The sequence below is a fragment of the Streptomyces iakyrus genome, from assembly GCF_000717055.1.
Lineage (GTDB): Bacteria > Actinomycetota > Actinomycetes > Streptomycetales > Streptomycetaceae > Streptomyces > Streptomyces iakyrus.
Genome location: NZ_JNXI01000002.1, coordinates 510,898 through 536,684 on the forward strand (window position 1 = coordinate 510,898; position 25,787 = coordinate 536,684).

20 protein-coding genes and 1 pseudogene are annotated in these 25,787 nt (G+C 72.5%); 11 read left to right on the forward strand and 10 right to left on the reverse strand.

Translation table 11 applies throughout. The features are described from left to right. The first annotated feature begins 23 nt into the window (after positions 1-23). Positions 24-1,562, forward strand: coding sequence for an MbnB/TglH/ChrH family RiPP precursor modification enzyme (locus OO68_RS04810; protein ID WP_033306808.1), 1,539 nt, complete (start codon positions 24-26; stop codon positions 1,560-1,562). A 22-nt stretch (positions 1,563-1,584) separates the two neighbouring features. Here the strand turns inward: OO68_RS04810 and OO68_RS04815 are convergent, their stop codons facing one another. From OO68_RS04815 to OO68_RS04825, 3 genes are read right to left on the reverse strand one after another with little or no spacing between them, the layout of a single operon-like run. Continuing rightward, a complete protein-coding gene (locus OO68_RS04815; RefSeq protein WP_033306809.1) occupies positions 1,585-3,069 on the reverse strand; it encodes an APC family permease in 1,485 nt (494 codons plus the stop codon). Further along, on the reverse strand, positions 3,066-4,622 hold the full coding sequence (locus tag OO68_RS04820; protein ID WP_033306810.1) for a GMC family oxidoreductase: 1,557 nt from the start codon (positions 4,620-4,622) through the stop codon (positions 3,066-3,068). The genes OO68_RS04815 and OO68_RS04820 overlap by 4 nt, the downstream gene beginning before the upstream one ends. Positions 4,623-4,651: 29 nt before the next feature. Further along, the gene (locus tag OO68_RS04825; protein ID WP_033306811.1) at positions 4,652-6,118 is read right to left on the reverse strand and encodes an aldehyde dehydrogenase family protein; all 1,467 of its coding nucleotides are present in this window, start codon (positions 6,116-6,118) and stop codon (positions 4,652-4,654) included. A 272-nt stretch (positions 6,119-6,390) separates the two neighbouring features. Between OO68_RS04825 and OO68_RS04830 the strand changes: the two genes are divergently transcribed. Together OO68_RS04830 and OO68_RS04835 are read left to right on the forward strand one after the other, a co-directional pair. Continuing rightward, the gene (locus OO68_RS04830) at positions 6,391-7,161 is read left to right on the forward strand and encodes a TIGR04222 domain-containing membrane protein (RefSeq protein ID WP_033306812.1); all 771 of its coding nucleotides are present in this window, start codon (positions 6,391-6,393) and stop codon (positions 7,159-7,161) included. A gap of 114 nt (positions 7,162-7,275) precedes the next feature. Then, the gene (locus OO68_RS04835) at positions 7,276-8,880 is read left to right on the forward strand and encodes an alpha/beta hydrolase (protein WP_033306813.1); all 1,605 of its coding nucleotides are present in this window, start codon (positions 7,276-7,278) and stop codon (positions 8,878-8,880) included. On the opposite strand, the gene hemQ is transcribed toward OO68_RS04835, so the two are convergent. Together hemQ and hemG are read right to left on the reverse strand one after the other, a co-directional pair. Next, on the reverse strand, positions 8,881-9,612 hold the full coding sequence (gene hemQ / locus OO68_RS04840) for a hydrogen peroxide-dependent heme synthase (protein ID WP_033306814.1): 732 nt from the start codon (positions 9,610-9,612) through the stop codon (positions 8,881-8,883). It abuts the gene before it with no gap. A gap of 4 nt (positions 9,613-9,616) precedes the next feature. Then, positions 9,617-11,062 carry a protoporphyrinogen oxidase gene (gene hemG, locus OO68_RS04845; RefSeq protein ID WP_033306815.1) on the reverse strand — a complete coding sequence of 482 codons (1,446 nt, stop codon included), beginning with the start codon at positions 11,060-11,062 and terminating at the stop codon, positions 9,617-9,619. Positions 11,063-11,219: 157 nt separating this feature from the next. Between hemG and OO68_RS04850 the strand changes: the two genes are divergently transcribed. Further along, complete coding sequence (locus OO68_RS04850; RefSeq protein ID WP_033306816.1) at positions 11,220-12,203, forward strand: DUF4349 domain-containing protein; 984 nt, start codon at positions 11,220-11,222, stop codon at positions 12,201-12,203. Between the two features lie 27 nt (positions 12,204-12,230). Then, positions 12,231-13,619 carry an FAD-dependent oxidoreductase gene (locus OO68_RS04855; RefSeq protein WP_033306817.1) on the forward strand — a complete coding sequence of 463 codons (1,389 nt, stop codon included), beginning with the start codon at positions 12,231-12,233 and terminating at the stop codon, positions 13,617-13,619. Between the two features lie 123 nt (positions 13,620-13,742). On the opposite strand, the gene OO68_RS04860 is transcribed toward OO68_RS04855, so the two are convergent. Further along, positions 13,743-14,075, reverse strand: coding sequence for a hypothetical protein (locus tag OO68_RS04860; RefSeq protein ID WP_078625166.1), 333 nt, complete (start codon positions 14,073-14,075; stop codon positions 13,743-13,745). Positions 14,076-14,147: 72 nt separating this feature from the next. On the opposite strand from OO68_RS04860, the pseudogene OO68_RS43735 reads away from it, so the two are divergent. Continuing rightward, positions 14,148-14,540, forward strand: a pseudogene (locus tag OO68_RS43735) (MFS transporter); the annotation flags it as partial. Positions 14,541-14,743: 203 nt separating this feature from the next. Here OO68_RS43735 and hemE read toward each other — a convergent pair. Beyond that, on the reverse strand, positions 14,744-15,811 hold the full coding sequence (hemE, locus tag OO68_RS04865; protein WP_033306819.1) for a uroporphyrinogen decarboxylase: 1,068 nt from the start codon (positions 15,809-15,811) through the stop codon (positions 14,744-14,746). Between the two features lie 102 nt (positions 15,812-15,913). On the opposite strand from hemE, the gene OO68_RS04870 reads away from it, so the two are divergent. The 3 genes from OO68_RS04870 (at position 15,914) to OO68_RS04880 (ending at position 19,091) form a co-directional block, all read left to right on the forward strand. Beyond that, positions 15,914-16,588, forward strand: coding sequence for a DUF3000 domain-containing protein (locus OO68_RS04870; protein WP_078625167.1), 675 nt, complete (start codon positions 15,914-15,916; stop codon positions 16,586-16,588). A 364-nt stretch (positions 16,589-16,952) separates the two neighbouring features. Then, positions 16,953-17,615 (forward strand): response regulator transcription factor, encoded by a 663-nt coding sequence (locus OO68_RS04875; protein WP_003993737.1) that lies wholly within the window; start codon positions 16,953-16,955, stop codon positions 17,613-17,615. Positions 17,616-17,801: 186 nt separating this feature from the next. Further along, positions 17,802-19,091 carry a ribonuclease D gene (locus tag OO68_RS04880; protein WP_078625168.1) on the forward strand — a complete coding sequence of 430 codons (1,290 nt, stop codon included), beginning with the start codon at positions 17,802-17,804 and terminating at the stop codon, positions 19,089-19,091. Between the two features lie 15 nt (positions 19,092-19,106). Here the strand turns inward: OO68_RS04880 and OO68_RS04885 are convergent, their stop codons facing one another. From OO68_RS04885 to OO68_RS04895, 3 genes are read right to left on the reverse strand one after another with little or no spacing between them, the layout of a single operon-like run. Next, on the reverse strand, positions 19,107-19,937 hold the full coding sequence (locus tag OO68_RS04885; RefSeq protein WP_033306822.1) for a carbohydrate ABC transporter permease: 831 nt from the start codon (positions 19,935-19,937) through the stop codon (positions 19,107-19,109). Continuing rightward, complete coding sequence (locus tag OO68_RS04890) at positions 19,934-20,884, reverse strand: carbohydrate ABC transporter permease (RefSeq protein WP_033306823.1); 951 nt, start codon at positions 20,882-20,884, stop codon at positions 19,934-19,936. The genes OO68_RS04885 and OO68_RS04890 overlap by 4 nt, the downstream gene beginning before the upstream one ends. Then, positions 20,884-22,197, reverse strand: a complete 1,314-nt coding sequence (locus OO68_RS04895; RefSeq protein WP_033306931.1) for an ABC transporter substrate-binding protein — start codon at positions 22,195-22,197, stop codon at positions 20,884-20,886. Before OO68_RS04895 ends, OO68_RS04890 begins: the two co-directional genes overlap by 1 nt. A gap of 163 nt (positions 22,198-22,360) precedes the next feature. Between OO68_RS04895 and OO68_RS04900 the strand changes: the two genes are divergently transcribed. Both OO68_RS04900 and OO68_RS04905 read left to right on the forward strand, forming a co-directional pair. Continuing rightward, positions 22,361-24,730: a glycoside hydrolase family 2 protein gene (locus tag OO68_RS04900; protein ID WP_033306824.1), complete on the forward strand. Its 2,370-nt coding sequence runs from the start codon at positions 22,361-22,363 to the stop codon at positions 24,728-24,730. Continuing rightward, on the forward strand, positions 24,727-25,761 hold the full coding sequence (locus tag OO68_RS04905) for a LacI family DNA-binding transcriptional regulator (RefSeq protein ID WP_033306825.1): 1,035 nt from the start codon (positions 24,727-24,729) through the stop codon (positions 25,759-25,761). The genes OO68_RS04900 and OO68_RS04905 overlap by 4 nt, the downstream gene beginning before the upstream one ends. The last annotated feature ends 26 nt before the right edge of the window (positions 25,762-25,787 follow it).

Sequence of the window (25,787 nt, forward strand, 5' to 3'; positions counted from 1 at the left end):
CGGGCCGGGTGGAGGAGGGGACGATGGAGCGACTGGGGACGGGCATCGGGTGGCGGCCGGAGATCGCGGACGCCGTGGAGCGGATGCCGGGGATCGACTGGGTCGAGGCGGTGGCCGAGAACGTCTGCCCCGGGCACCTGCCCGACTCGCTGCGGCGGCTGCGCGAGGGCGGGGTCACCGTGGTGCCGCACGGCGTGTCGCTCGGCCTCGGGGGCGCGGACCGGCCCGACGCGGGCCGGCTGACCGCACTGGCCGAGCGCGCCGAGGCGCTGGGCTCCCCGCTGGTCACCGAGCACATCGCGTTCGTTCGGGCGGGCGGTCCGCTGACGGCCTCCCCGCACCTGGAGGCCGGCCACCTGCTGCCCGTCCCCCGCACCCGGGACGCCCTGGACGTCCTGTGCGAGAACGTACGCATCGCGCAGGACGCGCTGCCGGTGCCGCTGGCCGTGGAGAACATCGCCGCGCTGATCGGCTGGCCGGGCGAGGAGATGACGGAGGGCCAGTTCCTGTACGAGCTCGCCGACCGCACGGGCGTCCGTCTCCTCATCGACGTGGCCAACCTGCACACCAACCACGTCAACCGCGGCGAAGGCCCCTCCAAGGCCCTCGCCGAGCTGCCCCTGGAGGCCATCGCCTACGTCCACGTCGCCGGCGGCTTCGAGCGCGACGGCGTCTGGCACGACAGCCACGCCCACCCGGTCCCCCGGCCGGTCCTCGACATCCTCACCGACCTCGCCTCCCGCGTCAGCCCGCCGGGCGTCCTGCTGGAACGGGACGAGAACTTCCCGGCACCGGCGGAGCTGGAGCACGAGCTGAGCACGATCCGCCGGGCGCTGGAGGCGGGCGCCGTCGAACGCGTGAAGGCGGAACTGCGTGCGGCGGCCGGAACAGGGCCCGGCCGCCGGGGCGATGAACTGTTCGCGGCCGCCGGGGCCGGACGGCGGGAAGCGGCCGGGGGCGGCGGCGGAGAGCTGCTCGTGGAGGCCGGCGCCGCGCGGCAGGAGGGTGCCCGGAGCGTCACCGGCGGGCCCGGGACCGGGGCGGTACGGCGGGGCGATGAGACCGGGGCGGTGCGGCGGGGCGATGAGACCGGGGCGGCCGGGGCGACACGGGGCGCCTTCGGCCGGCCCCACCAAGAGGAGGTCGACGGCGCCCGGCAGCGGCTCGCGCTGGCACAGGCGGCGCTGCTGTCGGCGCTGGTCGCGGGGACGCCCGTGCCCGAGGGGTTCGACCGGGTGCGGATCGGCGTACAGGCGAGGGCGCTCGCCGCGAAGCGGGCGGACGTCGTGGCCAAGGTCGCGCCCGAGCTGCCGGTGATCCTCGGCGACGGGTACCGCACGGCGTTCCTCGGCTACGCCCAGACCCACCCCATGACCTCCGGGTACCGGCGTGACGCCCTGACCTTCGCCGAGCACCTGCTGTCCACCGGGCGCCCCGGGGACACGGGGGCACGGCGGGAGCTGCGGGATTGGTGGCTGGACCGGTCGGGCCCGGCGCCGCGCTCCTCGCGGCCTGCCCACCGGCTCGCCCGCGCCACGCGCCGGGTGCTGTCGCGGCGGTGAGGGGTGAGGTGCCCCGGGCCCCTCACCCCTGCCCCGAAGCCCCGGCCTTCCCCGGCACCGCGTCGCCCGCCGGGGCGTCACCGCGGCCGTAGTGGTGCGTGGTGAACATGTAGAGCAGGCCGGTGCCCAGCACGATCGCACCGCACAGCAGCACGATCCAGTTCTCCCACCAGGGCTTCTCCGGGGTGCGGGCCCAGCAGATGTTGACGATGGCGAAGACGCCGTAGGCCAGCGCACCGATGTTCACCGCGAGGCCCCAGCGGCCCAGGGTGAACTCCCCCGCCGGGCGCCACCCCTTGAGCCGGGCGCGCAGTGCGGCCAGGACCACCATCTGGAACGAGCCGTAGATGCCGAGGATCGCGAACGAGACGATGTTGGTGAGGGCGTCCTCGGAGGCCAGTGAGGCGAAGGCGATGAGCAGCGGCACCGCCGCGGAGACGAACAGGGCCCAGCTCGGCACCGCACGGGCGTGGACGAACCGCCGCAGCAGCCGGTGCCCGACGATCATCTCGTCACGGGCGTAGGAGTAGATGAGCCGCCCGGCCGCCGCCTGGAGGCTGATCGTGCAGGACAGGAAGGAGATCAGCACCACGGCCATCACCAGCCGCGCCCCGGTCTCGCCCATGGCGTCGTACAGCACGTCCACCACCGGGTCGGCCTGTTCGCCCGAGATGACCGCGTTGTAGTCGGTGACCGACAGCAGCAGCGACATACAGGTGAACGTGGCCGCCGCGCCGCCGATGTAGATGGTGCGGCGCATCGCCTTGGGGATGACCCGGCCCGGGTGCTCGACCTCCTCGGCGGTGTCGCCGCACGCCTCGAAGCCGTAGTACTGGTAGAAGCCGATGATGGCAGCGGCGAGGAAGACCGGCAGATAGGAGCCGTTCCCTTCGGTGCCGTAGGTATCGAAGATGACGCCGATGTTGTGGTGGCGGTGGGTGGCCAGCAGGTAGATGCCCACGACGAGGGCGCCGATGAGCTCGCCCGCGAAGCCGATGATGGCGGCCGCCGACAGGGCCTTGGTGCCCAGGTAGTTGATGAGGATGGCGACGACGATGAGCACGGCCGTGCACAGCACGGTGGTGTGCACGGTCGGGTCGAAGCCGAAGAGGATGGCGATGTAGGGCCCGGCGCCGTAGGCGACCGAGGTGATGGTCACCAGCAGCGCCCACATGTACACCCAGCCGGTCATCCAGGCCCAGCGCTTGCCCCACAGGCGCCGCGCCCAGGGGTAGACGCCGCCGGCGATGGGGTACTGCGCGACGACCTCGCCGAAGATCAGCGCGACCAGGAACTGGCCGCAGCCGGCGAGCACGAACGCCCAGATCATGGGCGGTCCGCCCTCGGCGAGCGCGGTGCCGAAGAGCGTGTAGGTGCTGACCACCGGGGAGAGGTAGGTGAAGCCGAGGGCGAAGTTGGCCCAGGGGCCCATGTCCTTGCGGAACTCGGAGCCCGGCTCGCCGCCGGGGACGCCGGCCGCCGGAGCGGGAGGCTGCGTGCCGGTCACCGCTGCGCCTTCCGTCCCGCGGTGATCAGGTCGGCCGCGCGTTCGGCGGCGAGCAGCACGGTCACCATCGGGTTGATGGTGGGCATCGTCGGGAACACCGACGCGTCGACGATCCGCACGCCCTCGAAGCCCCGCAGTCTCAGCTCGGGGTCGCAGACGGCCGCCGGGTCGTCAGCGGCGCCCATGCGGCAGGTGCCGGCCGGGTGGTAGACCGTGTGGGCCGCACGGCGTCCGTACTCCGACAGGTCGGTGTCGGAGACGACGTCCGGGCCGGGCGCGACCTCGCGGACGAGCCAGTCGCGCAGCGGGTCGGTCGCCGCGACCTCGCGGGCCACCTTCAGCCCGTCCACGAGGGTGCGCTCGTCATGGCCCCCGGGGTCGGTGAAGTACCGGAAGTCCAGGGCGGGATGCTCGGCGGGGTTGTTGCTGCGCAGCCACATGCGGCCGGTGGAGCGGGCCCGCGGCACGTTCGGCGTCATGCACACCCCGTGCCGCGGTACGGGGTAGCCCAGGCGTTCGGTGTTGACGGTGAACGGCACCTGGTAGAAGTGGAACATCAGGTCGGGGCGCGGCTGGCCCTTGTCGCGGCGCAGGAACAGGCCGGCGTCGGAGTCCATCGCGGAGTTGGGCGGCAGCGGTCCCGCGGTCTCCCAGACGATCACGGACTCGGGGTGGTCCAGCAGGTTCTCCCCGACACCGGGCAGGTCGGCCCGCACCTTGATGCCCAGGGCGCGCAGGTCGTCGGCCGGTCCGATGCCGGAGAGCAGCAGCAGGCGCGGGGTGTCGATGGCTCCGGCGCACAGCAGGAGTTCGCGCTCGGCGCGCACGGTCGCGGCTTCGCCGTCGGCGCCCCGCACGGCGACCCGCGTCAGCCGGCCCGACTCGTCGGGGATCAGCCGGTGGGCCCAGGTCTCCAGCTTCAGCGTGAGGTTGGGCCGGTCCAGCACCGGGTGGAGGTAGGCGACGGACGCGGAGGAGCGCAGGTTGCCCTCCGGCTGATAGGCCAGGGAGAAGAACCCGGCGCCGTCGGCGAAGGGTTCGGCGTTGAAGTCGTCGACGACGGGGACGCCGAGGGCGCGGGAGGCGGCGGTGACGAAGTCCTTGGCGATGGGATTGCGGTCGGCCTCGGCCACCGGGACGATCTGCGTGAGCAGCCGGTCGCGGTAGGGCAGGATCGTCGCCGGGTCCCAGCCGGCGCAGCCGTGGCTCACCCAGTCGTCCAGGTCCTGCGGCAGCGGCAGGAAGCTGATCAGCGTGTTGTGCGAGGAGCAGCCGCCGAGCACACGGGCCCGTGAGTGCAGGATGTGCGAGTTGCCGCGCGGCTGCTCGACGGTGGTGTAGCCGTAGTCGAACTCCGAGCCGAGCAGGTTGATCCAGTTGCGCAGGCGCAGGATGCGCTCGTCGCCCACGTCGCTGGGGCCGCCCTCGATGACGCAGACGCGGCAGTCGGGGTCCTCGCTCAGCCGGGCGGCGAGCACGCAGCCGGCGGTGCCGCCGCCGACGATGACGTAGTCGTAGGCGGACTCGGCGCCGTGCGCGGGAGTGGTGGCCATGCCGTGCCTTTCGTGCGGTGTGGCGTGGATCAGCCCTTGAACCAGCCGGAGGGGGCGGGGGCGAGGTTCTGGTAGATGTGCTTGGCCTCCTGGTACTCGCGCAGCCCCGTCGGGCCGAGTTCGCGTCCGACGCCGGAGCGGCCGAAGCCGCCCCACTCGGCCTGCGGCACGTAGGGGTGGAAGTCGTTGATCCACACGGTGCCGTGCCGCAGTCGCTGGGCCACGCGCTGGGCGCGGCTCGCATCCGAGGTCCACACGCCGCCGGCGAGGCCGTAGCGAGTGTCGTTGGCGAGTTCCACCGCCTCGTCCTCGGTGCGGAAGCGTTCGACGGTGACGACCGGGCCGAAGACCTCCTCCTGGACGATGCGCATGGACCGGTCGCAGTCGGCGAAGATCGTCGGCAGCAGGAAGAAGCCGTCGGCGAGGGCGGGGTCGTCGGGGCGGGTGCCTCCGGTGACGAGCCGGGCGCCCTCCTCCTTGGCGACGGCGATGTAGCCCTCGACCTTCTCGCGGTGCTCGGCAGAGCTGAGCGGGCCGCTCTCGGTGCCCTCGTCGAGGCCGTTGCCGAGGCGGATCGCCCGGGCGCGGTCTGCATAGGCCTCGACGAACCGGTCGTGCAGGGAGTCCTCGACGAGCAGGCGTGAACCGGCCGAGCAGACCTGCCCGGAGTGCAGGAAGGCCGCGTCGAGGGCGTAGTCGACGGCGGCCTCGAAGTCGGCGTCGGCGAAGACGATGTTGGGGTTCTTGCCGCCCAGTTCCAGGGCGATGTTCCGCGGCCCGTCGGCGGCACTGGCCATGATGGCCCGTCCGGTGTTCAGGCCGCCGGTGAAGGAGACCAGGTCGACGTCGGGGTGGGCGGTCAGGGCCGCGCCGACGGTCGCCCCGGAGCCGAGCACGAGGTTGGCGACGCCGGGCGGGGCGCCGGCCTCCTCGATGAGCCGGATCATGGCGATCGTGGTGAGCGGGGTGGTCTCGCTGGGCTTGAGGACGAAGGTGTTGCCGGCGGCGAGCGCGGGCGCGACCTTCCAGGAGGCCTGCAACAGGGGGTAGTTCCAGGGGGCGATGAGCGCGCACACGCCGACGGGCTGGTAGACGACGCGGCTGAGGACGTCCGGGCCGACGTCGACGACCCGGCCGCCGTCCTTGCCCGCGAGTTCGGCGTAGTAGCGGAAGGCGTTGGCCACGTCCTCCACGTCGATCCGGGCCTCGGTGAGGGTCTTGCCGGTGTCGAGCGTCTCGGTGCGTGCGATGTCCTCCCGGTCGCGCAGCAGCAGGTCGTGGACGCGCAGCAGGAGGTCGGCCCGGCGGCGCGAGGGGGCGTTCGCCCAGTCCTCCTCGGCGAAGGCGCGCCGGGCGGCGCGCACGGCGCGGTCGACGTCGGTGGCGTCGGCCTCGTCGACGGTGGTGACGACCGAGGCGTCATAGGGGTTGATCACGTCCCGGCGCCCGCCGGCCGCCGCCTGTGTCCACGCGCCGTCGATGTACAGCTCACCCACCGCGGGGCCTCCTTCGCGTCCGTCCGGAGCCCGATCGGCCCGACGGTCAGCAACATGGCCCATCGGGCGGGCGGCGGCCACGGGGCGCACCGCCGCGACGGCGTCCGGACGGCCCAGAGGACCCGGCTGGGCTAGTCGCCCGGGCCATGATGCCCGCCACCCACTTACAGAACGCCACCAGAGGGAAACGGAACGTCACGTACCGACAACACTCCGTCCGGATTGTGAACGAGGCATGGTGTTTTCGGGACGGTGTCACATACAAACAACATATGCTCTGGGTTCTTTTCCTCCTGGCGGCCTGGGCCGTGGCCGGCACCGCGTGTACACGCCTGTGCCTGGCCGCCGTTCGGGCCGCGGCCGTGGACGCGGACACCGGCCGGGGTCGTGAACTCACGCTGTACGAGGCGGCGTTCCTCTCCGGCGGCCCCCGGCGGGTCGCCGACGTGACCCTGGTCGCCATGGCGCGCCAGCGCCGTCTGCTGCTGGCCCACACCGGCTGGGCGACGGTCGTCGACCCGCGCGGGCGGGACGAGATGGAGCAGTCGGTGATAGGCGCCATCGGCCCCGAAGGGCAGTCCCGGATCGCGCCGGTGCGGGCCACGGCCGCGACGGCGGAGGCGGTGCGCGGGATCGCCGAGGGGCTGGAGCGCGCGGGGCTCGCGGTGCCGGACAGCGCCCGCACGACGGTCACGGCGGCCGTACGGCAGGTGCGGGTCGCGGCCGTCGCCGTCCTCGGGCTGGGCGCGGCCGCGCTGCTGACGCCCGCTCCGCCGGACATGCCGCGGCACCTGGTCGCCCTGTGGTTCGCGCTGCCCCTGGCCCTGGCCCTGAGCTGCCTGGCCGTCGCGCGGGTCGAGATCCACCCCTACTCGCGCTGGGCCTCCCCGGCCGGACAGCGGCTGCTCGGCGGGCTGACCCGGACCGCCGACGGCGCCGCCGACGACCGCACGTACCTCACGTCGGTGGCCGTGCGGGGCGTCGGCGCGATCGGCGAACCGGAGCTGCGGGCCGCGTTCGCGCACCGCGAGCCGCACGACTGACCGACCGGGGGCGCACAGGCGCATCGGGCACGACACCGGCGGACGGTGCTTGCCTTCCCCCCGCACCGGACGAAACATCCCTTTCGTCGCCACCGTGCACCGAAGGGATACGCGATGAGAGCCGCCCTCCTCTACTCGGCCGCCGGGTCCTTGCTGTTGAGCACTCTCACCGCGGCCCCGGACACCGAGGACCGCACGGGGGCGGCCGAACGACGCGGCACCGCCGTGGCCGCCGCGCGCGCGAAGGCGGCCGGTGTCGCCTTCGGCCCGTGCCCCGACGCGCAGGACCTGCCGGGCAGCATGCAGTGCGGCACGGTGAGCGTCCCGCTGGACTACGCCCGCCCCGACGGCCGGCAGATCGAGCTCTCCGTCAGCAGGGCCCGCGCCACGCGGAAGGACCCCCACAACAGCAAGCACAAGGTCCCCCGGCAGGGCGCCCTCGTCCACAACCCGGGCGGTCCCGGCGCCACCGGCCTGTACTTCCCGCTCATCGGCCTGCTCCCCGAGTGGAAGCGGATCGCGGCCGCCTACGATCTCGTCGGCTACGCCCCGCGCGGGGTAGGCCGTTCCGCGCCGCTGTCGTGCAAGGACCCGAAGCAGTTCTTCGACGGGCCCTCGCAGGCGCCGTCCCGCCCCTCGGAGTCGTACAAGCGGGAACGCGTCGCGCAGGCGCGGGCGTACGCGCGCGGCTGCGCCGAGCGGACCGGCGACGCGCTGCGGCACTACCACTCGCTGAACAACGCCCGTGACCTCGACGTGCTGCGCGCCGCGCTCGGCGAGGAGCGGCTGACCTTCATGGGCTCGTCGTACGGCACCTACTTCGGTGCCCTGTACGCGACGCTGTTCCCGGCGCACGTACGGCGGATGGTGTTCGACTCGGTGGTCCACCCCGGCCCCGGGCGGATCTGGTACCGCAACAACCTCGCCCAGTCGGCGGCGTTCGAGCGCCGCTGGGCGGACTTCCGGGCGTGGATCGCCCGGCACGACGACGTCTACGGGCTGGGCGGCACCGCGCGGGAGGTGCTGCGCAGCTACGAGCGGGCGAGCGCGAGGCTGGCCGCCGAACCGGCGGGCGGGAAGGTCGGACCCGGGCAGTTGCAGTCGGCGTTCCTGCAGGCCGGGTACTACGACGACCAGTGGCCGCACCGCGCGCACGCGCTGTCGGCGTACCTCAAGGGCGATCCCCGGCCCCTGGTCGAGCAGGCGGCGCAGCACCCGGAGGCGGCGGCCGAGGCGGAGAACTCACGCGCGGTCTACCTCGCCGTCGAGTGCAACGACGCGCCCTGGCCCACGGACTGGCGGGTGTGGGACCGGGACAACACCCGGCTCGCGCGGGTGGCGCCCTTCGAGACCTGGAACAACGTGTGGACGAACCTGCCGTGCGCCTACTGGAAGGCGCCCCGGCAGCGGCCGCTCGACGTCGGCACCGGGCCGGGCGAGCTGCCGCCGACGCTGATCCTGGCCGCCGAGCGGGACGCCGCCACGCCGTACGACGGCGCCCTCGAACTGCGCGACCGCCTCGCCGGTTCGGTGCTGGTGACGGAGCGGGACGCCGGGGCCCACGGCCTGGTGGGCGGCCCGAACGCCTGCGTCAACGGCCACCTGGAGGCCTACCTGCTGGAGGGGCGGCTGCCGGGACGGCGCGCGCAGTGCGCCCCGCACGCTGAGCCGAAGCCGACGGCCCCGGACCGGTCCGGGACCGCCGAACGCATCCGCTGATCAGGCCAGAGAGGCGACCAGCTCGGCGATGTCCTTGCGGCGGCCCGTGTAGAACGGCACCTCCTCGCGGACGTGCATACGGGCCTCCGAGGCGCGCAGGTGACGCATGAGATCGACGATGCGGTACAGCTCGTCGGCCTCGAAGGCGAGGATCCACTCGTAGTCGCCGAGGGAGAACGAGGCGACGGTGTTGGCGCGCACGTCCGGGTAGCCGCGGGCCATCTTGCCGTGGTCGGCGAGCATGCGGCGGCGGTCCTCGTCCGGCAGCAGGTACCAGTCGTAGGAGCGCACGAAGGGGTAGACGCTCACGTAGTCGCGGGGCGTCTCGTCGGCGAGGAACGCCGGGATGTGCGCGCGGTTGAACTCGGCGGGGCGGTGCAGCGCCATGTTCGACCAGACGGGCTCCAGGGCGCGGCCCAGCTTCGTCCGGCGGAAGAGGTTGTACGCCTCCTGCAGCGCGTCGCTGGTCTCCGCGTGCCACCAGATCATGAGGTCGGCGTCGGCGCGCAGGCCCGAGACGTCGTACGTGCCGCGGATCGTCACGTCCTTGGCGGCGAGCTGGTCGAACAGCTCCTGGACCTCTCCGGCGTACCCGGCGCGGTCCTCGGGGAGGACGTCCTTCAGCTTGAAGACGGACCAGAGCGTGTAGCGGATGACCTCGTTGAGGTCCTTGGCCAGCTTGCCCTTGTTCGGGATCCTGCCGGACTCGGGGGTAGGGGCGTCGTTGCTCATGGCCTCATTCTCCCGCTCCGCCGTGCAGGCTCTGCACCGGGTGGGCGGTGAGCTGCTCCACACCGCGCAGGTCGCCCTGGACCTGGTCCACGGCCGCGTACGCGCTCGCGATGCAGGCCGGGATGCCGACGCCGTCGTACGCGGCACCGCAGACGGCGAGGCCGGGGAGGCGGGCGACGTGCTCGCGGATGCGGGACACGCGCGCGTGGTGGCCGACGGGGTACTGGGGCAGGCCGTCGTCCCAGCGGGTGACGCGGGTGGCGACGGGTGTGGCGTCGAGGCCGGTCGCCGCCTTCAGGTCCTGCCGGGAGACGTCGGCCAGCTCGCTGTCGTCGCGCTGGAGGATCTCCGTCTCGCCGTACCGTCCGACGGAGGTGCGCAGGACGACCAGGTCGGGGTTCTCGTCGGCGATCCAGCCCCATTTCTGCGAGGCGAAGGTGGACGCCTTGATGGTGTGTCCGTCGACCGGCGGCACGAGGAAGCCGCTGCCGTCGGGCAGGGCCGTCCCGGCGCGGCGGTAGGCGAGGGTGATCAGGGCCATGGAGGCGTACTCGACGCCGTCGAGCTCGGCGGCGGCCGCCGGGTTCTCGGCGCGCAGCAGCCGGGCGGCGGCAGGGGCCGGGGCGGCGAGGATCACGGCGTCCGCGCGCCACTCCCGCTCCCCGGAGCGGACCTGCCAGCCGCCCTCGGGCGTGCGGCGCAGCTCCGTCACCGGCGTCCGGGTCAGGATCTCGCCGCCACGCGCCCGGACCGAGTCGGCCACCGCGAGCGGCAGGGTGCCGATGCCGCCCCGGATGCCCATGAAGACCGGGCCGGTCTGCTGGGCGACGGCGGCCTTGGCCTGGAGCTCGCGGACCCCTTCCGTCAGGGAGGTGTGGGTGCGGGCCGCCTGGAAGAGCTGCGGGACGGCCGAGCGCATGGAGATGCGGTACGCGTCGCCCGCGTAGACCCCGCCCAGCATGGGCTCCAGCAGGCGGTCGACGACCTCGCGGCCGAGGCGCTCCGCCACGTACTCCCCCACCGCCACGTCGTCGCCGACCTCGGTGCGGGGCAGCTCGGCGTCCCGCTCGATGCGGGCGAGGCCCTCCTCGGAGACCACACCGGCCAGGGCGGACGCAGTTCCGGGCACGCCCATCACATGCCCCTTGGGGAAGGGACGCAGGGCGCCGCGGGTCCAGAGCGAGGCGGTCGCCGTGGCCGGGGGCTGGAGGCGGTCGGCGAGGCCCACCTCGCGCGCGAGCGCCACCGCCTCGAGGCGGCGGGCCAGCATCGACTCGGCGCCGAGGTCCACGCGCGCACCCGCGACCTCCCCGGGCAGCAGCTTGCCGCCGACCCGTCCGGAGGCCTCCAGCACGGTCACCCGCGCCCCGCGCTCCAGCAGCCGGTGCGCGGCGGCCAGCCCCGCGATGCCCGCCCCGATGACGACGACCTGCCCTTGAACTTCGCGCATGGCCCCAGCCTCTCAGACCCCACCGGCGGCGTCGCCGCGCCCCGGTGTCCTTCACGAGTCCCGACCGTGACCGCATCGGAACCGTCCCGGGCCAAACGTCCGGCCCCGTCCGGGCGTCGAAGAAGCGTCAGCAGAATCGACCCCGGGGGATGCCCGCATGCGCACACGACGATCCGTACGACGCCTCGCCCCGGCCCCGGTGGCCCTCCTGCTGGCCGCCGGCCTCGCGCTCACGGGGTGCAGCGCCGGGGACGACGCCTCGGGCGGCAGCAACTCCGCCGCCGACCGCGGGGCGGACCACAAGGGCGTCTCGGGCGAGGCCGCCCCGGGCGGCACCGCGAGCGGAGCCAAGGCCACGGCACCGCCGAAGCTCACCGCCGGCCACATCATCCGTACGGCCTCCCTGACCGTGCAGGTCAAGGACGTCCCGAAGGCCTTGGAGCAGGCCCGCACCGGCACCGAGAACGCGGGCGGCTACGTCGGCAACGAGACCACCACCCGGGACGCCGAGGGCCATGAGCGCACCCGGGTCGTGCTGCGGGTGCCCGTCGAGAAGTACGACGAGGTCCTCGCCGAACTGGAGGGCACCGGCAAGCTGCTCGACCGCAGCGCGAAGGCCGAGGACGTCACCGACCAGGTCGTGGACGTGCAGAGCCGCATCACCTCGCAGCGTGCCAGCGTGGCCCGGATCCGCGAGCTGATGGACCGGGCCGGCAAGCTCAGCGACGTGGTGACCCTGGAGGGCGAGCTGAGCACCCGCCAGGCCGACCTGGAGGCGCTGCTCGCCCGGCAGGAGTCCCTGAAGGACCGCACCAGCCTGGCCACCATCACCCTGTCGCTGTCGGAGACCCCGGTGAAGAAGGCGGCCAAGGACGACGACCCCGGGTTCGTGGACGCGCTCGCGGGCGGCTGGGACGCGTTCGTGACGATGCTGCGCTGGCTCGCGGTGGCCATCGGCGCCGTGCTGCCGTTCGCGGCGGCGGCCGCGCTGATCGTCCTGCTGTGGGTGAGGGTCGTACGCCCCCGCCTGCCGCGGCGTCCCGCACCCGCCGCCACGCCCGTGACGACCGCGATGGGGCCGCTGCCGACGGCCCGCCCGGCACCGGAGGCACCCTCGTCGAAGCCCGGCGGGCAGGACTGAAATGCCGCGCTCCCGTAGCGTGTTCGCATGAACATGAGCGGTGCACGGGAGCGACTGGTCGTCATCGGCGGCGACGCCGCGGGCATGTCCGCGGCGTCGCAGGCGCGCCGCCTGAAGGGCCCCGACGAGCTGGAGATCGTGGCGTTCGAACGGGGCCACTTCACGTCGTACTCGGCGTGCGGCATCCCCTACTGGGTCGGCGGCGACGTCACCGACCGGGACCGGCTCATCGCCCGCACCCCCGAGGAGCACCGCGCCCGGGACATCGGCCTGCGGCTGCGCACCGAGGTGACGGAACTGGACCTCGACGGGCAGCGGGTGCGCGCGCGTGAGGTCGACACCGGCGAGGAGTCCTGGACGTCGTACGACCGGCTCGTGATCGCGACCGGCGCCCGGCCGATCCGGCCCGACATGCCCGGGGCCGACGCGGCCGGGGTGCACGGTGTGCAGACGCTGGACGACGGCCAGGCGCTCCTCGACACGCTGGAGGGCACGCGGGGCCGCCGCGCGGTGGTCGTCGGGGCCGGCTACATCGGTGTGGAGATGGCCGAGGCCCTCATCAACCGCGGCTACGAGGTGACGGTCGTCAACCGCGGCAGCGAACCCATGTCGACCCTCGACCCCGACATGGGCTGCCTGGTGCACGAGGCCATGGAGGGCCTGGGCATCACGATGGTCAACGACGCCGAGGTCACGAAGATCCTCACCGGCGACGACGGGGCCGTGCGGGCGGTGGTCACACAGGACCGCGAGTTCCCCGCGGACGTGGTCGTGCTCGGCATCGGCGTCAGCCCTGAGACCACCCTCGCGAAGGCCGCCGGCCTCCCCCTCGGCCCGCACGGCGGCCTCCTCACCGATCGCGCGATGCGGGTGCGCGGCCACGAGAACATCTGGGCGGGCGGCGACTGCGTCGAGGTCCTCGACCTGGTCTCCGGCCAGGAGCGGCACATCCCGCTCGGCACCCACGCCAACAAGCACGGCCAGGTCATCGGCACCAACGTCGGCGGCGGCTACGCCACCTTCCCGGGCGTGGTCGGCACGGCGGTCAGCAAAGTCTGCGACCTGGAGATCGCCCGCACGGGCCTGCGCGAGAAGGACGCCCACCGGGTGGGCCTGCGCTTCGAGTCGGTCACCATCGAGTCGACCAGCCGCGCGGGCTACTACCCGAACGCCTCCCCCATGACGGTCAAGATGCTCGCCGAGCAGCGCACGGGCCGCCTGCTCGGCGTGCAGATCGTCGGCCGGGAGGGCGCGGGCAAGCGGGTCGACATCGCGGCGGTCGCCCTCACCACGGGCATGACGGCGGAACAGATGACGGCCCTGGACCTCGGCTACGCCCCACCCTTCTCCCCGGTCTGGGACCCCGTCCTGGTGGCGGCCCGCAAGGCGGCGGCGAAGGTGCGCGGTTCGCTGTGAGACGGGCGGCTCCGTGCCCACAGAGGGGCGGGGCTGCATCGATGTGCGGCTCCGCCGCGTGGGCGCGGACGGCCACGACGAACCCGCACCCGGCGACCGCCCCCGCGCCCCGACGGCGAAGCCCTACGCCGTCCCCGCCGTACCGGTGATCCGGTCGATCGCCTGCCGCGCCTGCTCCGCCGGCGGCCGTGACGGCAACGAGGACACGGAAGCCGGCGCAGCCGTCACCGCCGGCGGCTGCTCCCCCGCCGGCTTCGCGTGCGAGGCCACCCGGGTCGACCGCAGCCGGTGACTCACCGCCTCCTCCAGCGTCACGGGCCGCCGCATCTGGGTGGCCAGCCGCCCCGCCTCCTGGCCGAGGCGTGCCACGTCCTCCCAGGGCAGCCGCACCACCAGCGTCAGCTCCGCCTCGCCGTCGGGCAGTGCGTGCATCGCGGGAGTAACTCGGTCGTTCATCGCCTGTTCCTCACGTCGGCCCCGCGACCCGCCTTCCCCGCGCCGCGGGCGGTTGCCGAGACATACGCACGCGTGGACGACTGCGTTCACCGGCGCCCCCTCCGGTGCCGCACAGGTGTCGGAAATCCTTCGGATCCTCCTCCTGGATGTCGGTTCCCCGGGCTCCGCGGGCTGTGGCTGGCCCCTGCCGTGGACTGGCTGAAAATCTCACAACTGTCGTGGATATCCGACGCGTTCGTCCTGCCCATGGCGGCCCTCATCCTGACCGCCGGTGTCTTCGGAGACGTGCACGGCCGCAAGAAGGTCTTCCAGGCGGGCCTGGTGTTCGCCGCCGCAGGGGCGACCGTGGCGCTGTGCGCGCAGTCGGTCCAGGTGCTGTGGGCGGGGCAGGCACTGGCCGGGCTGGGGGCGGCCGCGCTGCTGCCCACGACACTGGCGCCGATCAGCCACGCGGTGCCCGACCATCACGTGACACGAACACTTCGGCAACGACGTCGTCGCCGCCACCCTGCATCCGAGCACCGGCGACCTCTACCGCTACCTCAGCGGCACCATCGGAGCCCTGGACGGGGTCCGCTCCGCCGAGACCACCCTCACGCTGCGCCAGGTCAAGCAGCTCGCCTACGAGCCCGCCCGATGAGGGAGGGCGAGGGCGCCGGGGACCGTCGTCAGCGGGCCGTCCGCGTGTGGACGTACTCCACCAGCCGGGTCAGCGCGTCCGGGTCGGTGGACGGCATGACGCCGTGGCCGAGGTTGAAGACGTGGCCCTCCAGGTCCTTCGCCGACTCCAGGACCTCGCGGGTCTTGGCCTCGACGGCCTCCGTCGGGGCGAACAGCACGGTCGGGTCGAGGTTGCCCTGGAGGGCCTTGCCGGGCCCGACGCGGCGGGCGGCCTCGTCCATCGGCACGCGCCAGTCGACGCCGACGACGTCCGCGCCGGCCTCGCTCATGAGCGGGAGCAGTTCGCCGGTGCCGACCCCGAAGTGGATGCGCGGGACGCCGTAGCCGGCCACGGCATCGAAGACCTTCGCCGAGGCGGGCAGCACCGAGCGGCGGTAGTCGACGGGGGCCAGCGCACCGGCCCAGGAGTCGAACAGCTGCACCGCCGAGGCGCCCGCCTCGATCTGCACCTTCAGGAACGCGGCGGTGATGTCCGCGAGGCGGTCGAGCAGGTCGGCCCACAGCTCGGGGTCGCCGTACATCATCGCCTTGGCGTTCTCGTACGTGCGGGACGGGCCGCCCTCGACGAGGTAGCTGGCGAGGGTGAAGGGGGCGCCGGCGAAGCCGATGAGGGGCGTGGCGCCGAGCTCGCGGGTGAGCAGGCCGATGGCCTCGGTGACGTAGGAGACGTCCTCGGGGGTCAGGTCGCGCAGCTGCGCGAGGTCGGCGCGGGTGCGGATCGGGTGCTCGACGACCGGGCCGACGCCGGGCTTGATGTCGAGGTCGATGCCGATGGCCTTGAGCGGGACGACGATGTCGCTGAAGTAGATCGCCGCGTCCACGCCGTGCCGGCGCACCGGCTGGAGGGTGATCTCGGTGACCAGTTCGGGCCGCATGCAGGATTCGAGCATCGGGATGCCCTCGCGCACCTTGCGGTACTCCGGCAGTGAGCGCCCGGCCTGCCGCATGAACCACACCGGCGTGTGCGGTACGGGCTCGCGCCGGCAGGCCTTGAGGAAGGCGGAGTCGTACGCGGCGGACGGCTGCTGGGCCCTGGGGGCGTCGTTGGCACTCACGGGGCCAAGTTTCGCACGCCGCCGGACAGCACTATTCAGCCCCTGGAGAGGCGCGGGGTGTCTAGCCCCGCACCCGGGCTCCGGTCCCCGTAATCTTCCCGCATGGCTGCGGCTCAGGGACGACTGTCGGACGGCGCTGGCGGTATGGACGAAGCGAAGGACACCGAGAACGACCGGCGGGAGGCGGACTCCGCCCCGCCGCCCTTCCGGGCCGCCGTCGACGCGCTGAGGGCGGCTCGGCTGCGGCCCCAGATCGAGGTCGAGCCGACGCCCGCGCCGAAGCGGCTCGCCCCGTACTCCTACGCGCTGGAGGCGGCGGTCGTCGACGGCGACCAGGACCTGGCCGACGGCCGGCTGGTGCTGCTGCACGACCCGGCCGGGCACGACGCCTGGCGGGGCACGTTCCGGCTGGTGACGCTGGTGCGTGCGGAGCTGGAGCCGGAGATGGCGGCGGATCCGCTGCTGCCGGAGGTGTGCTGGTCGTGGCTGACCGGCGCGCTCCAGGCGCGCGGGCTGACCTACGGGGAGCCGAGCGGCACCGTCACGCGCGCGAGCTCCCACTACTTCGGCGGGCTGTCCGCGCGACCGGCCGCCTCGCAGATCGAGATCCGTGCGTCGTGGACGCCGCGCGAGGGCCTGGGCGGGGTCCCGGACACGGCCGCGCATCTGGCGTCCTGGTGCGATCTGCTCGCCCAGATCGCGGGGCTGCCCCCGGCCGGTCCGGGCGACGCGTCCGTGGTGACGCTCCCCCAGCGGCGAGGGCCGCAGTCCCGCTGACCGGCCCTCGTAACACCCCCTGGGCCCGCTGATCGACCTCTGATCAACCCTTGACCGCCTCGCACTGATCGACCTTGTGCGGGGCGGTCAACCATGTCCTGCCGACGATCACACCTGAGTACCCCTCTTGGCCGAATCACTTTGTCGATACGGCCACTTTCGACCGCGTACCGACGCAGATCGAAACCGTTCCACCTTCGAATGATCGACCGCGTGTCCGAATTGCGCGGATTGTTATCACTGAATCGTGATCATTCTCTAAAGGCGGACGGGTTCGGTGCCGAAGACGACTGTGACCTTGAAAGCACGGTTCGTCCCGGCTTCACCCCCACGAGCCGGCCCCGTCCCGCACCCAGGAGGCCTGGTGTCCGTTCTCCTCGAGCAGCCCGCAAGCCTGGTCGCCTACCGCCCGAACAAGCCGACCGCCATGGTGGTCGTGGCCGACCCGCGCGTCCGCTCCACCGTCACCCGCCATCTGTGGGCGCTCGGTGTGCGCGACGTCATCGAGGCCTCGTCCATCGCGGAGGCTCGTCCCCGCATCGGCAACCCCCGTGACATCTGTGTCGCCGACGTCCACCTGCCGGACGGTTCCGGCCTCACCCTCCTGTCGGAGACCCGCGCCGCGGGCTGGCCCAACGGGCTCGCCCTCTCCGCCGCCGACGACATCGGCGCCGTGCGCAACGCACTCGCCGGCGGGGTGAAGGGATACGTCGTCACCGGCACCCGTACCAACGTCGGGCTCCCCACCCGGCCGGGCGCCGCCCCCATCGGCGCCGCCGCCGCGCGACTGCACCGCCGCCCCCCGGGTGCCCCGAGCCACCCGGGCGGCTACCGCGAGCTGTCCGGCCGCGAGGTCGAGGTGCTGCGGCTGGTCGCGGAAGGCCAGTCGAACAAGGCGATCGGCGTCTCGATGGGCCTGTCCGCCCTGACCGTCAAGAGCCACCTCGCCCGCATCGCCCGCAAGCTCGGCACGGGCGACCGCGCCGGCATGGTCGCGGTGGCGCTGCGGACCGGGATCATCCACTGACCCGCTCCGCCGTGACCCTTCGTGACCCCACCCGCACGTGAACGGGACCGGCCGTCGGCCCCGTTCACGTCACGCACGGTTCGCGAACCCGCCGCTTCCCCGACATGACTGGTTTGCGACCCTCGGGCGCCCGTCGACGGAACGTTCCGTCGGCGGGCGCTGTCCATACATGGATACCCTTGACAGGTGACCGACGCCCACGACACCGCAGCAGACAGCTCACTGCGAACCACCGGAGGCGCCCCTCCGGACGACGGCGGATCTTCTGTTACGGAGGCGCCGATCCCCTTGCTTGAGCCGCGAGAGGGCATTCCGCCCGTCATCGCGGACGAGGCCGCCCTGGCCCGGATGATCGCCGCCTTCGAGGCGGGATCGGGGCCCGTCGCCGTCGACGCCGAGCGCGCGTCCGGCTACCGCTACGGGCAGCGCGCCTACCTCGTGCAGCTGCGCCGCGAGGGCGCCGGAACGGCCCTGATCGACCCCGTGGCCTGCCCCGACCTGTCCGCCCTCGGTGACGCCCTGTCCGGCGTCGAGTGGGTGCTGCACGCCGCCACCCAGGACCTGCCCTGCCTGCGCGAGATAGGCATGGTGCCGACCCGGCTGTTCGACACGGAGCTGGCCGGGCGGCTCGCCGGGTTCCCCCGGGTCGGGCTCGGCGCGATGGTCGAGAGCGTGCTGGGCTTCGTCCTGGAGAAGGGGCACTCCGCCGTCGACTGGTCGACCCGGCCCCTGCCCGAGCCCTGGCTGCGCTACGCGGCGCTGGACGTCGAGCTGCTCGTCGACCTGCGCGACGCGCTGGAGAAGGAGCTGGACCGGCAGGGCAAGCTGGAGTGGGCCCGCCAGGAGTTCGACGCGATCGCCTCGGCTCCCCCGCCCGAGCCCCGCAAGGACCCATGGCGGCGTACGTCCGGCATGCACAAGGTGCGCCGCCGGCGGCAGCTGGCCGTCGTACGGGAGCTGTGGCAGACCCGGGACCGGATCGCCCAGCGGCGGGACGTCTCGCCGGGCAAGGTGCTCGGGGACGCGGCGATCGTGGAGGCGGCGCTGGCCCTTCCGGCCAATGTGCACGCCCTGGCCGCGCTGAACGGTTTCGGACACCGCGTGGGCAAGCGGCAGCTGGAGCAGTGGCAGGCGGCGGTGGACCGGGCGAAGGCGCTGAGCGAGGCCCAGCTGCCGCAGCCGGGGCAGCCGGTGACCGGGCCTCCGCCGCCGCGCGCCTGGGCCGACAAGGACCCCGCGGCCGCAGCGCGGCTGTCCGCCGCCCGGGCCGGGGTGTCGGCGCTGGCCGAGCAGGTCGGCATGCCGCAGGAGAACCTGATCACCCCGGACACGGTGCGGCGGGTGTGCTGGGAGCCGCCGGCGGTGGTGGACGCGGAGTCCGTCGCGGCGGCGCTGGCCGGGCACGGTGCCCGGCCGTGGCAGGTGGAGCAGGTGACCCCCGTGCTCGTGGAGGCGCTGTCCGTCAAGGAGGCCTAACCGCCGGCAGGGCGTCTACTTCGTGGCTCCCCGGGTGAAACCGTTGTAGATGAACCGCTGGAGGAACAGGAAGACGACCAGCGTGGGGACGATGACGAGGATCGCTCCCGCCGAGATCGTCTCCCAGTGGGCGCCGAACGGGCCCTTGAAGCGGAACAGCGACGTCGAGATCACGCCAAGATCTTCGGAGGGCATGTAGAGGAAGGGGATGTAGAAGTCGTTGTAGACGGTGATCCCCTTCACGATCACGACCGTCGCGATCGCCGGTTTCAGCAGCGGGAAGATGACCTTGCGGTAGACGGTGAAGGCGTTGGCGCCGTCGATGCGGGCCGACTCGTCCAGGGAGACCGGGATCGAGCGGACGAACTGCAGGAAGATGTAGATCGAGACGATGTCGGTGCCCATGTAGAGGGCGATCGGCGCCCAGAGGCTGTCGAACATGCCGAAGCTGTTGACGATCTGGAAGGTGGCCACCTGGGTGGTCACGCCGGGGACCAGCGCGGCGATCAGGAACAGGGCCAGGACTAAGGCGCGGAAACGGAAGCGGAAGCGGTCGATGGCGTAGGCCGTCATCGAGCCGATCAGGACCGTGCCGCCGATGGCGACGACCAGGATGACGGCCGTGTTGCCGAAGGCCGAGAGCATCCGGCCGTCCTGGAACGCCGTCACGTAGTTGTCGAGGTGGAACGGGTCGTCCGGCAGCGCGAGCGCGCCACTGCCGTCCGCCATCTCCCTCTCCGACTTCAGGGACGTCAGGAACACCGCGGCCAGCGGGAGCAGGACCAGCGCGGTCGCGGCGATCAGCGACAGGTACACGAGGACGCGGCTCACCGCGCGGCGGGTCATACGAGGTCCGCCTTGTCGTCGGGGGCGAGGCGCCGCTGCACCCAGGTCACCGCGAGGACGATCAGCAGCAGCACGACCGCGGCCGCCGAGGCGAGCCCCGTCTTGTTGAACTGGAACGCCAGCTTCACGGTCTGGATGACGAACGTCTCGGTGCCGGTCGCGCCGCCGGTCATGATGTAGGGGATCTCGAAGACCGAGAGCGAACCGGAGATCGAGAGGATCACCGTCAGGCTCAGGACCGGTTTGATGCCGGGCGCGATGATGTGGCGGAACTGGTGCCAGCGGTTCGCGCCGTCCAGTTCGGCCGCCTCGTACAGCTCCCCGGGGATCGACTGGATCGCGCCCAGGAAGAGCACGAAGTTCAGGCCCAGGTAGCGCCAGACGGAGACGGCGGCGAGAGAGGTGTTCGCCGACTCCGGGGTGCCCAGCCAGGCGCGGTCCGTCTGCACGCCGAGCAGGCTCAGCACCGAGTCGAGGGTGCCGCCGTCCTGGAAGAAGTAGAGGAAGACGAAGCCGATCGCGACGCCGTTGATCAGGTACGGGAAGAACAGCACGCCCTTGAAGAAGTTCCGGAAGCGGACGTCGAAGCTGAGGATCGTGGCGAAGTAGAGCGCAGCCACGATCTGGATCACGGACGCCGCCAGGTAGTAGCCGCTGACCCAGAAGACCTCGAACAGCTCGGAGCGGGTGAAGAGTTCGGTGTAGTTCTCGGCGCCCGTGAAGTTCAGTTCGGGGCTCACTCCGTCCCAGTCGGTGAAGCTGTACGCGACCATGTTGGCGATCGGCGCGTAGGTGAAGACGATCAGGAGAGTGAGCGGGGCGAGCAGGAAGAGCCAGGGGGTGGCCCCGCGCCACAGGCGTGCCGGGCGCGGGGCGGGTGCCGGGGCCGGGGCGGAGGCCGCCCCCGCGGCTGCCTTGACGGCCGCCGTCTCGGTCGTGCCCGTCATCAGTACCCCAGCGACTTCTGGGTCTCGGTCCACTTCTCACCGAGGCCGTCCAGGTAGTCGTCCGGGTCGCCCTTCCGGGCGCCGCGGGCCATGTCGACGAGTTCCTTGCGGTAGTCGGGCTTGTTGATGCCGACCTCGGACTGGTTCTCGAGGGTCTTCAGCTCGGCGCCCTTGCTGTCGTCGAGGTCGAGGAGCTTGACGCCCGCCTCCTCGTACGGCTTCAGCATGCCGGGCAGCGGGGCGTCCTTGAGCGGGGACAGCGCCAGGTTGTCCCGCGCGTAGCCGGACTTGTCGGTGAACCAGTCGATCCAGGCGCGGGCGGCCTGCTTGTGCTCGGAGTGGATGTTGACGGCCTGGTTGTAGTCGGGCGACGTCACCGCGCAGAACGTGCCGTCCTTCTGGGCGGGGAAGGGCATGAACCCGATGTCGTCCGGGTCGGCGCCGGCCTGCTTCGCCGCGCCCTGCATCTGGATGACCGCCCAGGATCCGAGCCACATGGTGGCGATCTCGCCCTTGGCCAGCTTGGGCTTGGACGCCTCCCAGTTGGTCGTCGTCGGGTCCTTCTCTGCGAGCCCCTCGTGCACGATGTCGTACAGCAGGCCGTCCGCCACCCGCAGTTCGCCGCCCTCGGCCCAGGGGTTGCCCTCGGCCCACCTGGTGGTGGCCTGCTCGTCGCAGCTGACCGAGCCCCGGACGCCCGTCCACTGGCTGAGCGGCCAGCCGTCCTTGAAGTTGGTGTAGTAGGGCACCGCGTCGGTCTTCGACTTGATGGCCTTGAGGCCGGCGAGGAACTCGTCCGGTGTCGTGGGCCAGTCGGTGACCCCGGCCTGGCCCCACACCTTCTTGTTGTAGATGAACCCGGGGACCGCGCCGAGCGGGCTCTGGCCGTACACCTTGCCGCCGACGGCCGTGTAGTCGGTGAAGCGGTACTTCTCGCTCCGCTCGTCCTTGCCGCCCAGGGAGGCGAAGAACCTGGGGTAGTCCTTCTTCTCGATCACCGCGGGGATCATGAGGACGTCGCCGTAGTTCTCCGTGTTCATACGGATCTTTACTTCGCCCTCGTAGTCGGTGATGCCGTCGAACTCGACCTTCACCTTCGGATACGTCTTGTTGAACTCGGCGGCGTACTTCTTCATCGTCCCGTCCTGCACGAGGTCGGTCCGGTGGGTGAGGACGGTGATGGTTCCGTCGGCCTTGGAGGGATCGTCGGGCGCCTTCGCGTCGGCGCCCTCGGCAGGGCCACCGGAGCCGGTGCAGCCGGAGGCCAGCAGGGCGGCGCCCACGGCGAGGGCGAGGAGGGTACGGCGGTTCATGTGCATCAGCTCCGTTCGCGGAGGGGAACTCGGGACGGACGAGCACGTGCGGTATGGCTGGTTCGGAACTCTGGCAGCGTGTACTCAACCGGTAAAGTCCCAATCCCGCCAACGATGCGAAACCGTCACACGACTCTTCACTGGACCGGTTAAGGGAGTGCGCATGCTGGAGGCGACACCGCTCGGCGAGGGATGGATCCTGCGACACGACTCGGACACGCTGCCCGCCGTCGTGCCGGGATGCGTGCACACCGACCTGATGGCCGCGGGGGTGATTCCGGACCCGTTCCTCGGCCGGAACGAGACCGAGGTCGCGTGGGTGGGGCGCCGGGACTGGACGTACGAGCGGGAGATCGGCGACTCGGAGGGGCAGGAGCAGACAGACCTGGTCTTCGACGGGCTCGACACCGTCGCCGAGATCTCCCTGGACGGGCGGCTGCTGGGGAAGGTGCGCAACATGCACCGCTCGTACCGGTTCGACGTGACGGGCCTGTCCGGGCGGCTGTCCGTGCGGTTCGTCTCCGCCTACGCCGAGGCCGAGGCCGTGCGGGGCCGGGTGGGCGAGCGGCCCGCCGCCTACGCCGAGCCCTACCAGTACTTGCGCAAGATGGCCTGCTCCTTCGGCTGGGACTGGGGGCCGACCCTGGTGACGGCCGGGATCTGGCGGCCGGTGCGCCTGGAGCACTGGTCGACGGCCCGGATCGCGCGGGTCCGCCCGCTGGTCACCGTCGAGGACGGCTCGGGCGTCGTGGAGCTGGCCGTCGACGTCGAGCGGACCCGGGTCGAGGCACCGCTGGCGGTGGAGGCGTCCGCCGCGGGGGTGCGGGCGCGGGCCGAGATCGAGGGGTCCGGCGGGGTCGTACGGCTGCGGGTGCCGCACGCGCGGCTGTGGTGGCCGCGCGGATACGGCGAACAGCCGCTCTACGACGTGGAGTTGAAGCTGATGCACGGCGAAGAGGCGCTGGACGTGTGGCGGCGGCGGATCGGCTTCCGGACCGTGGAGCTGGACCGGCGGCCCGACGCGCACGGCACGGGCTTCACCCTCGTCGTCAACGGTGAGCGGCTCTTCGCACGGGGCGTCAACTGGATCCCCGACGACGTCTTCCCGTCCCGGATCACCCGAGAGCGCTACCGGGAGCGGCTGGAGCAGGCAGCCGGCGCGGGCATCGATCTCGTCCGGATCTGGGGCGGCGGGATCTATGAGAGCGAGGACTTCTACGACGCCTGCGACGAACTCGGGCTGCTGGTCTGGCAGGACTTCCCGTTCGCGTGCGCGGCGTACCCGGAGGAGCAGCCGCTGCGCGGCGAGGTGGAGGCCGAGGCGCGGGAGAACGTCGTACGGCTGATGCCGCACCCGTCGCTCGTGCTGTGGAACGGCAACAACGAGAACCTGTGGGGCTTCCGGGACTGGGAGTGGGAGCCCCACCTGGCCGGGGACTCCTGGGGCGAGGGCTACTACCTGGGCGTGCTGCCGCGTGTGGTGGCCGAGTTGGACCCGACCCGGCCGTACACCGCGGGCAGCCCCTGGTCCGGGTCCTGGGACCACCACCCGAACGACCCGGCGCACGGCACCCACCACTCGTGGGAGGTGTGGAACCGGCAGGACTACGCAGACTACCGGCTGAGCGTGCCGCGGTTCGTCGCCGAGTTCGGCTGGCAGGCGCCGCCCGCGTACAGCACGCTGCGCCGGGCACTGCCCGGGGAGGAGCTCGCGCCGGACTCCCCCGGCGTCCTGCACCACCAGAAGGCGGACGACGGCAACGGCAAGCTGGAGCGGGGGCTCGCACGGCATTTCGCCGTGCCGGACGGGGACTTCGACCGCTGGCACTACCTCATGCAGCTCAACCAGGCGCGGGCGGTCGCGGCCGGGATCGAGCACTGGCGCTCCCACTGGCCGGTCTGCGCGGGCACGGTCGTCTGGCAGCTCAACGACTGCTGGCCGGTGACGTCCTGGGCGGCGATCGACGGGGACGGCCGGGAGAAGCCGCTTTACCACGAGCTGAAGCGCCTGTACGCGGACCGGTTGCCGACGTTCCAGGTGCGCGACGGCGAGCTGGTGCTGGCCGCCGTCAACCAGGGGCCGACCGAGTGGCGGGGAACTCTGACCCTGCGGCGGTCGTCCGTCGAGGGCGAGGTGCTGGGCCGGAAGGACGTGGACCTGGCGGCCGGGAGACGGGCCGTGGCCCGTGTCGGCGTGCCGCGGGAGCTGGTGCCCGCCGGGCCCGGGGAGTTCCTGGTCGCGGACGTCGACAGGCTGCGGGCGCTGCACTTCCCGGTGCCCGACCGTGAGGTGCCCTACCCCGTGCCGGAGTTCGACGTCGGGCTCACGCCGGGCGGCATCACGGTGACCGCCCGCACCCTCGTCCGGGACCTGCTGCTCCAGGCCGACCGGCTCGACCCCGGGGCGCGGGCCGACCGGGGGCTGGTCACGCTGCTGCCGGGCGAAGAGGTGACCATCGGGGTGCGCGGCTGGAAGACTCCGGACGCGAAGACCGCCCGTTCGGCCCTGTACTGCGTGGAGCCCATCCGATGACGGCAACGCCGACCCCTCGCGTCACCATCAAGGACGTCGCCGCGCGCGCCGGTGTGTCCAAGGGCGCGGTGTCCCTCGCCTTCAACCACAAGCCGGGGCTGTCGGAGGCCACCCGGGACCGGATCTTCCTCGCGGCCCGGGAGCTGGGCTGGTCGCCGAGCCTCACGGCGCGGACGCTGGCCGGGTCGCGGGTGGACGTGGTCGGTCTCGCCGTGTGCCGGCCGGCGCGGGTGCTCGGCCTCGAACCCTGGTACATGGAGTTCGTCTCGGGTGTACAGAGCGTGCTGACCGAGCACTCCAGTTCGCTGCTGCTGCGGCTGGTACGGAACATGGACGAGGAGGTGGGCGTCCAGGAGACGTGGTGGCGGGGGCGGCAGATCGGCGGGTCGATCCTCGTCGACTTCCGGGCGGACGATCCGCGGGTGGCCATGACAGAGCGGCTCGGGATGCCGGTGGTCGCCGTCGGGCACCCCTCGCTGACCGGGGGACTCACCTCGGTGTGGACGGACGACGCCACGGCCGTGACGGAGGCGGTGCGGTACCTGGCCGCGCTGGGGCACCGGCGGATCGCCCGGGTGGGCGGGGCGGCGGACCTCGGGCACACGGCGATCCGGACGGCGGCGTTCGACGAGACGGCGGGGGCGCTGGCGCTGGCCGGGGCCTGGCAGGTGGCGACGGACTTCTCGGGGGACGCGGGGGCCCGGGCGACGCGGTCGCTGCTGACGGCGGCGCCGGCCGACCGGCCGACCGCGATCGTGTACGACAACGACATCATGGCGGTGGCGGGTCTTTCGGTGGCGGCGGAGATGGGGCTGCGGGTGCCGGAGGACGTGTCGCTGCTGGCGTGGGACGACTCGCAGCTGTGCCGGCTGACGCATCCGACGCTTTCGGCCATGAGCCATGACGTGCACGGTTTTGGAGCGGATGTGGCGAGGACACTGTTCTCGGTGATCAGCGAGGGTGAGGGTGGGTCCCATCCTGTGCCGACACCGGTGCTGACGCCTCGGGGGTCCACAGCGCCGCCTCGGTGAGCGCCGTTCGGGGGTGCGGGTGCGTC

Bases quoted from the DNA above. Each gene is read 5' to 3' on its own strand.
- OO68_RS04810 (WP_033306808.1), top strand. From the start codon at position 24: ATGGAGCGACTGGGGACGGGCATCGGGTGGCGGCCGGAGATCGCGGAC.
- OO68_RS04820 (WP_033306810.1), bottom strand. From the start codon at position 4,622: ATGGCCACCACTCCCGCGCACGGCGCCGAGTCCGCCTACGACTACGTC.
- OO68_RS04830 (WP_033306812.1), top strand. From the start codon at position 6,391: ATGCTCTGGGTTCTTTTCCTCCTGGCGGCCTGGGCCGTGGCCGGCACC.
- OO68_RS04835 (WP_033306813.1), top strand. From the start codon at position 7,276: ATGAGAGCCGCCCTCCTCTACTCGGCCGCCGGGTCCTTGCTGTTGAGC.
- hemQ (WP_033306814.1), bottom strand. From the start codon at position 9,612: ATGAGCAACGACGCCCCTACCCCCGAGTCCGGCAGGATCCCGAACAAG.
- hemG (WP_033306815.1), bottom strand. From the start codon at position 11,062: ATGCGCGAAGTTCAAGGGCAGGTCGTCGTCATCGGGGCGGGCATCGCG.
- OO68_RS04850 (WP_033306816.1), top strand. From the start codon at position 11,220: ATGCGCACACGACGATCCGTACGACGCCTCGCCCCGGCCCCGGTGGCC.
- OO68_RS04855 (WP_033306817.1), top strand. From the start codon at position 12,231: ATGAACATGAGCGGTGCACGGGAGCGACTGGTCGTCATCGGCGGCGAC.
- OO68_RS04860 (WP_078625166.1), bottom strand. From the start codon at position 14,075: ATGAACGACCGAGTTACTCCCGCGATGCACGCACTGCCCGACGGCGAG.
- OO68_RS04870 (WP_078625167.1), top strand. From the start codon at position 15,914: ATGGCTGCGGCTCAGGGACGACTGTCGGACGGCGCTGGCGGTATGGAC.
- OO68_RS04885 (WP_033306822.1), bottom strand. From the start codon at position 19,937: ATGACCCGCCGCGCGGTGAGCCGCGTCCTCGTGTACCTGTCGCTGATC.
- OO68_RS04890 (WP_033306823.1), bottom strand. From the start codon at position 20,884: ATGACGGGCACGACCGAGACGGCGGCCGTCAAGGCAGCCGCGGGGGCG.
- OO68_RS04895 (WP_033306931.1), bottom strand. From the start codon at position 22,197: ATGAACCGCCGTACCCTCCTCGCCCTCGCCGTGGGCGCCGCCCTGCTG.
- OO68_RS04900 (WP_033306824.1), top strand. From the start codon at position 22,361: ATGCTGGAGGCGACACCGCTCGGCGAGGGATGGATCCTGCGACACGAC.
- OO68_RS04905 (WP_033306825.1), top strand. From the start codon at position 24,727: ATGACGGCAACGCCGACCCCTCGCGTCACCATCAAGGACGTCGCCGCG.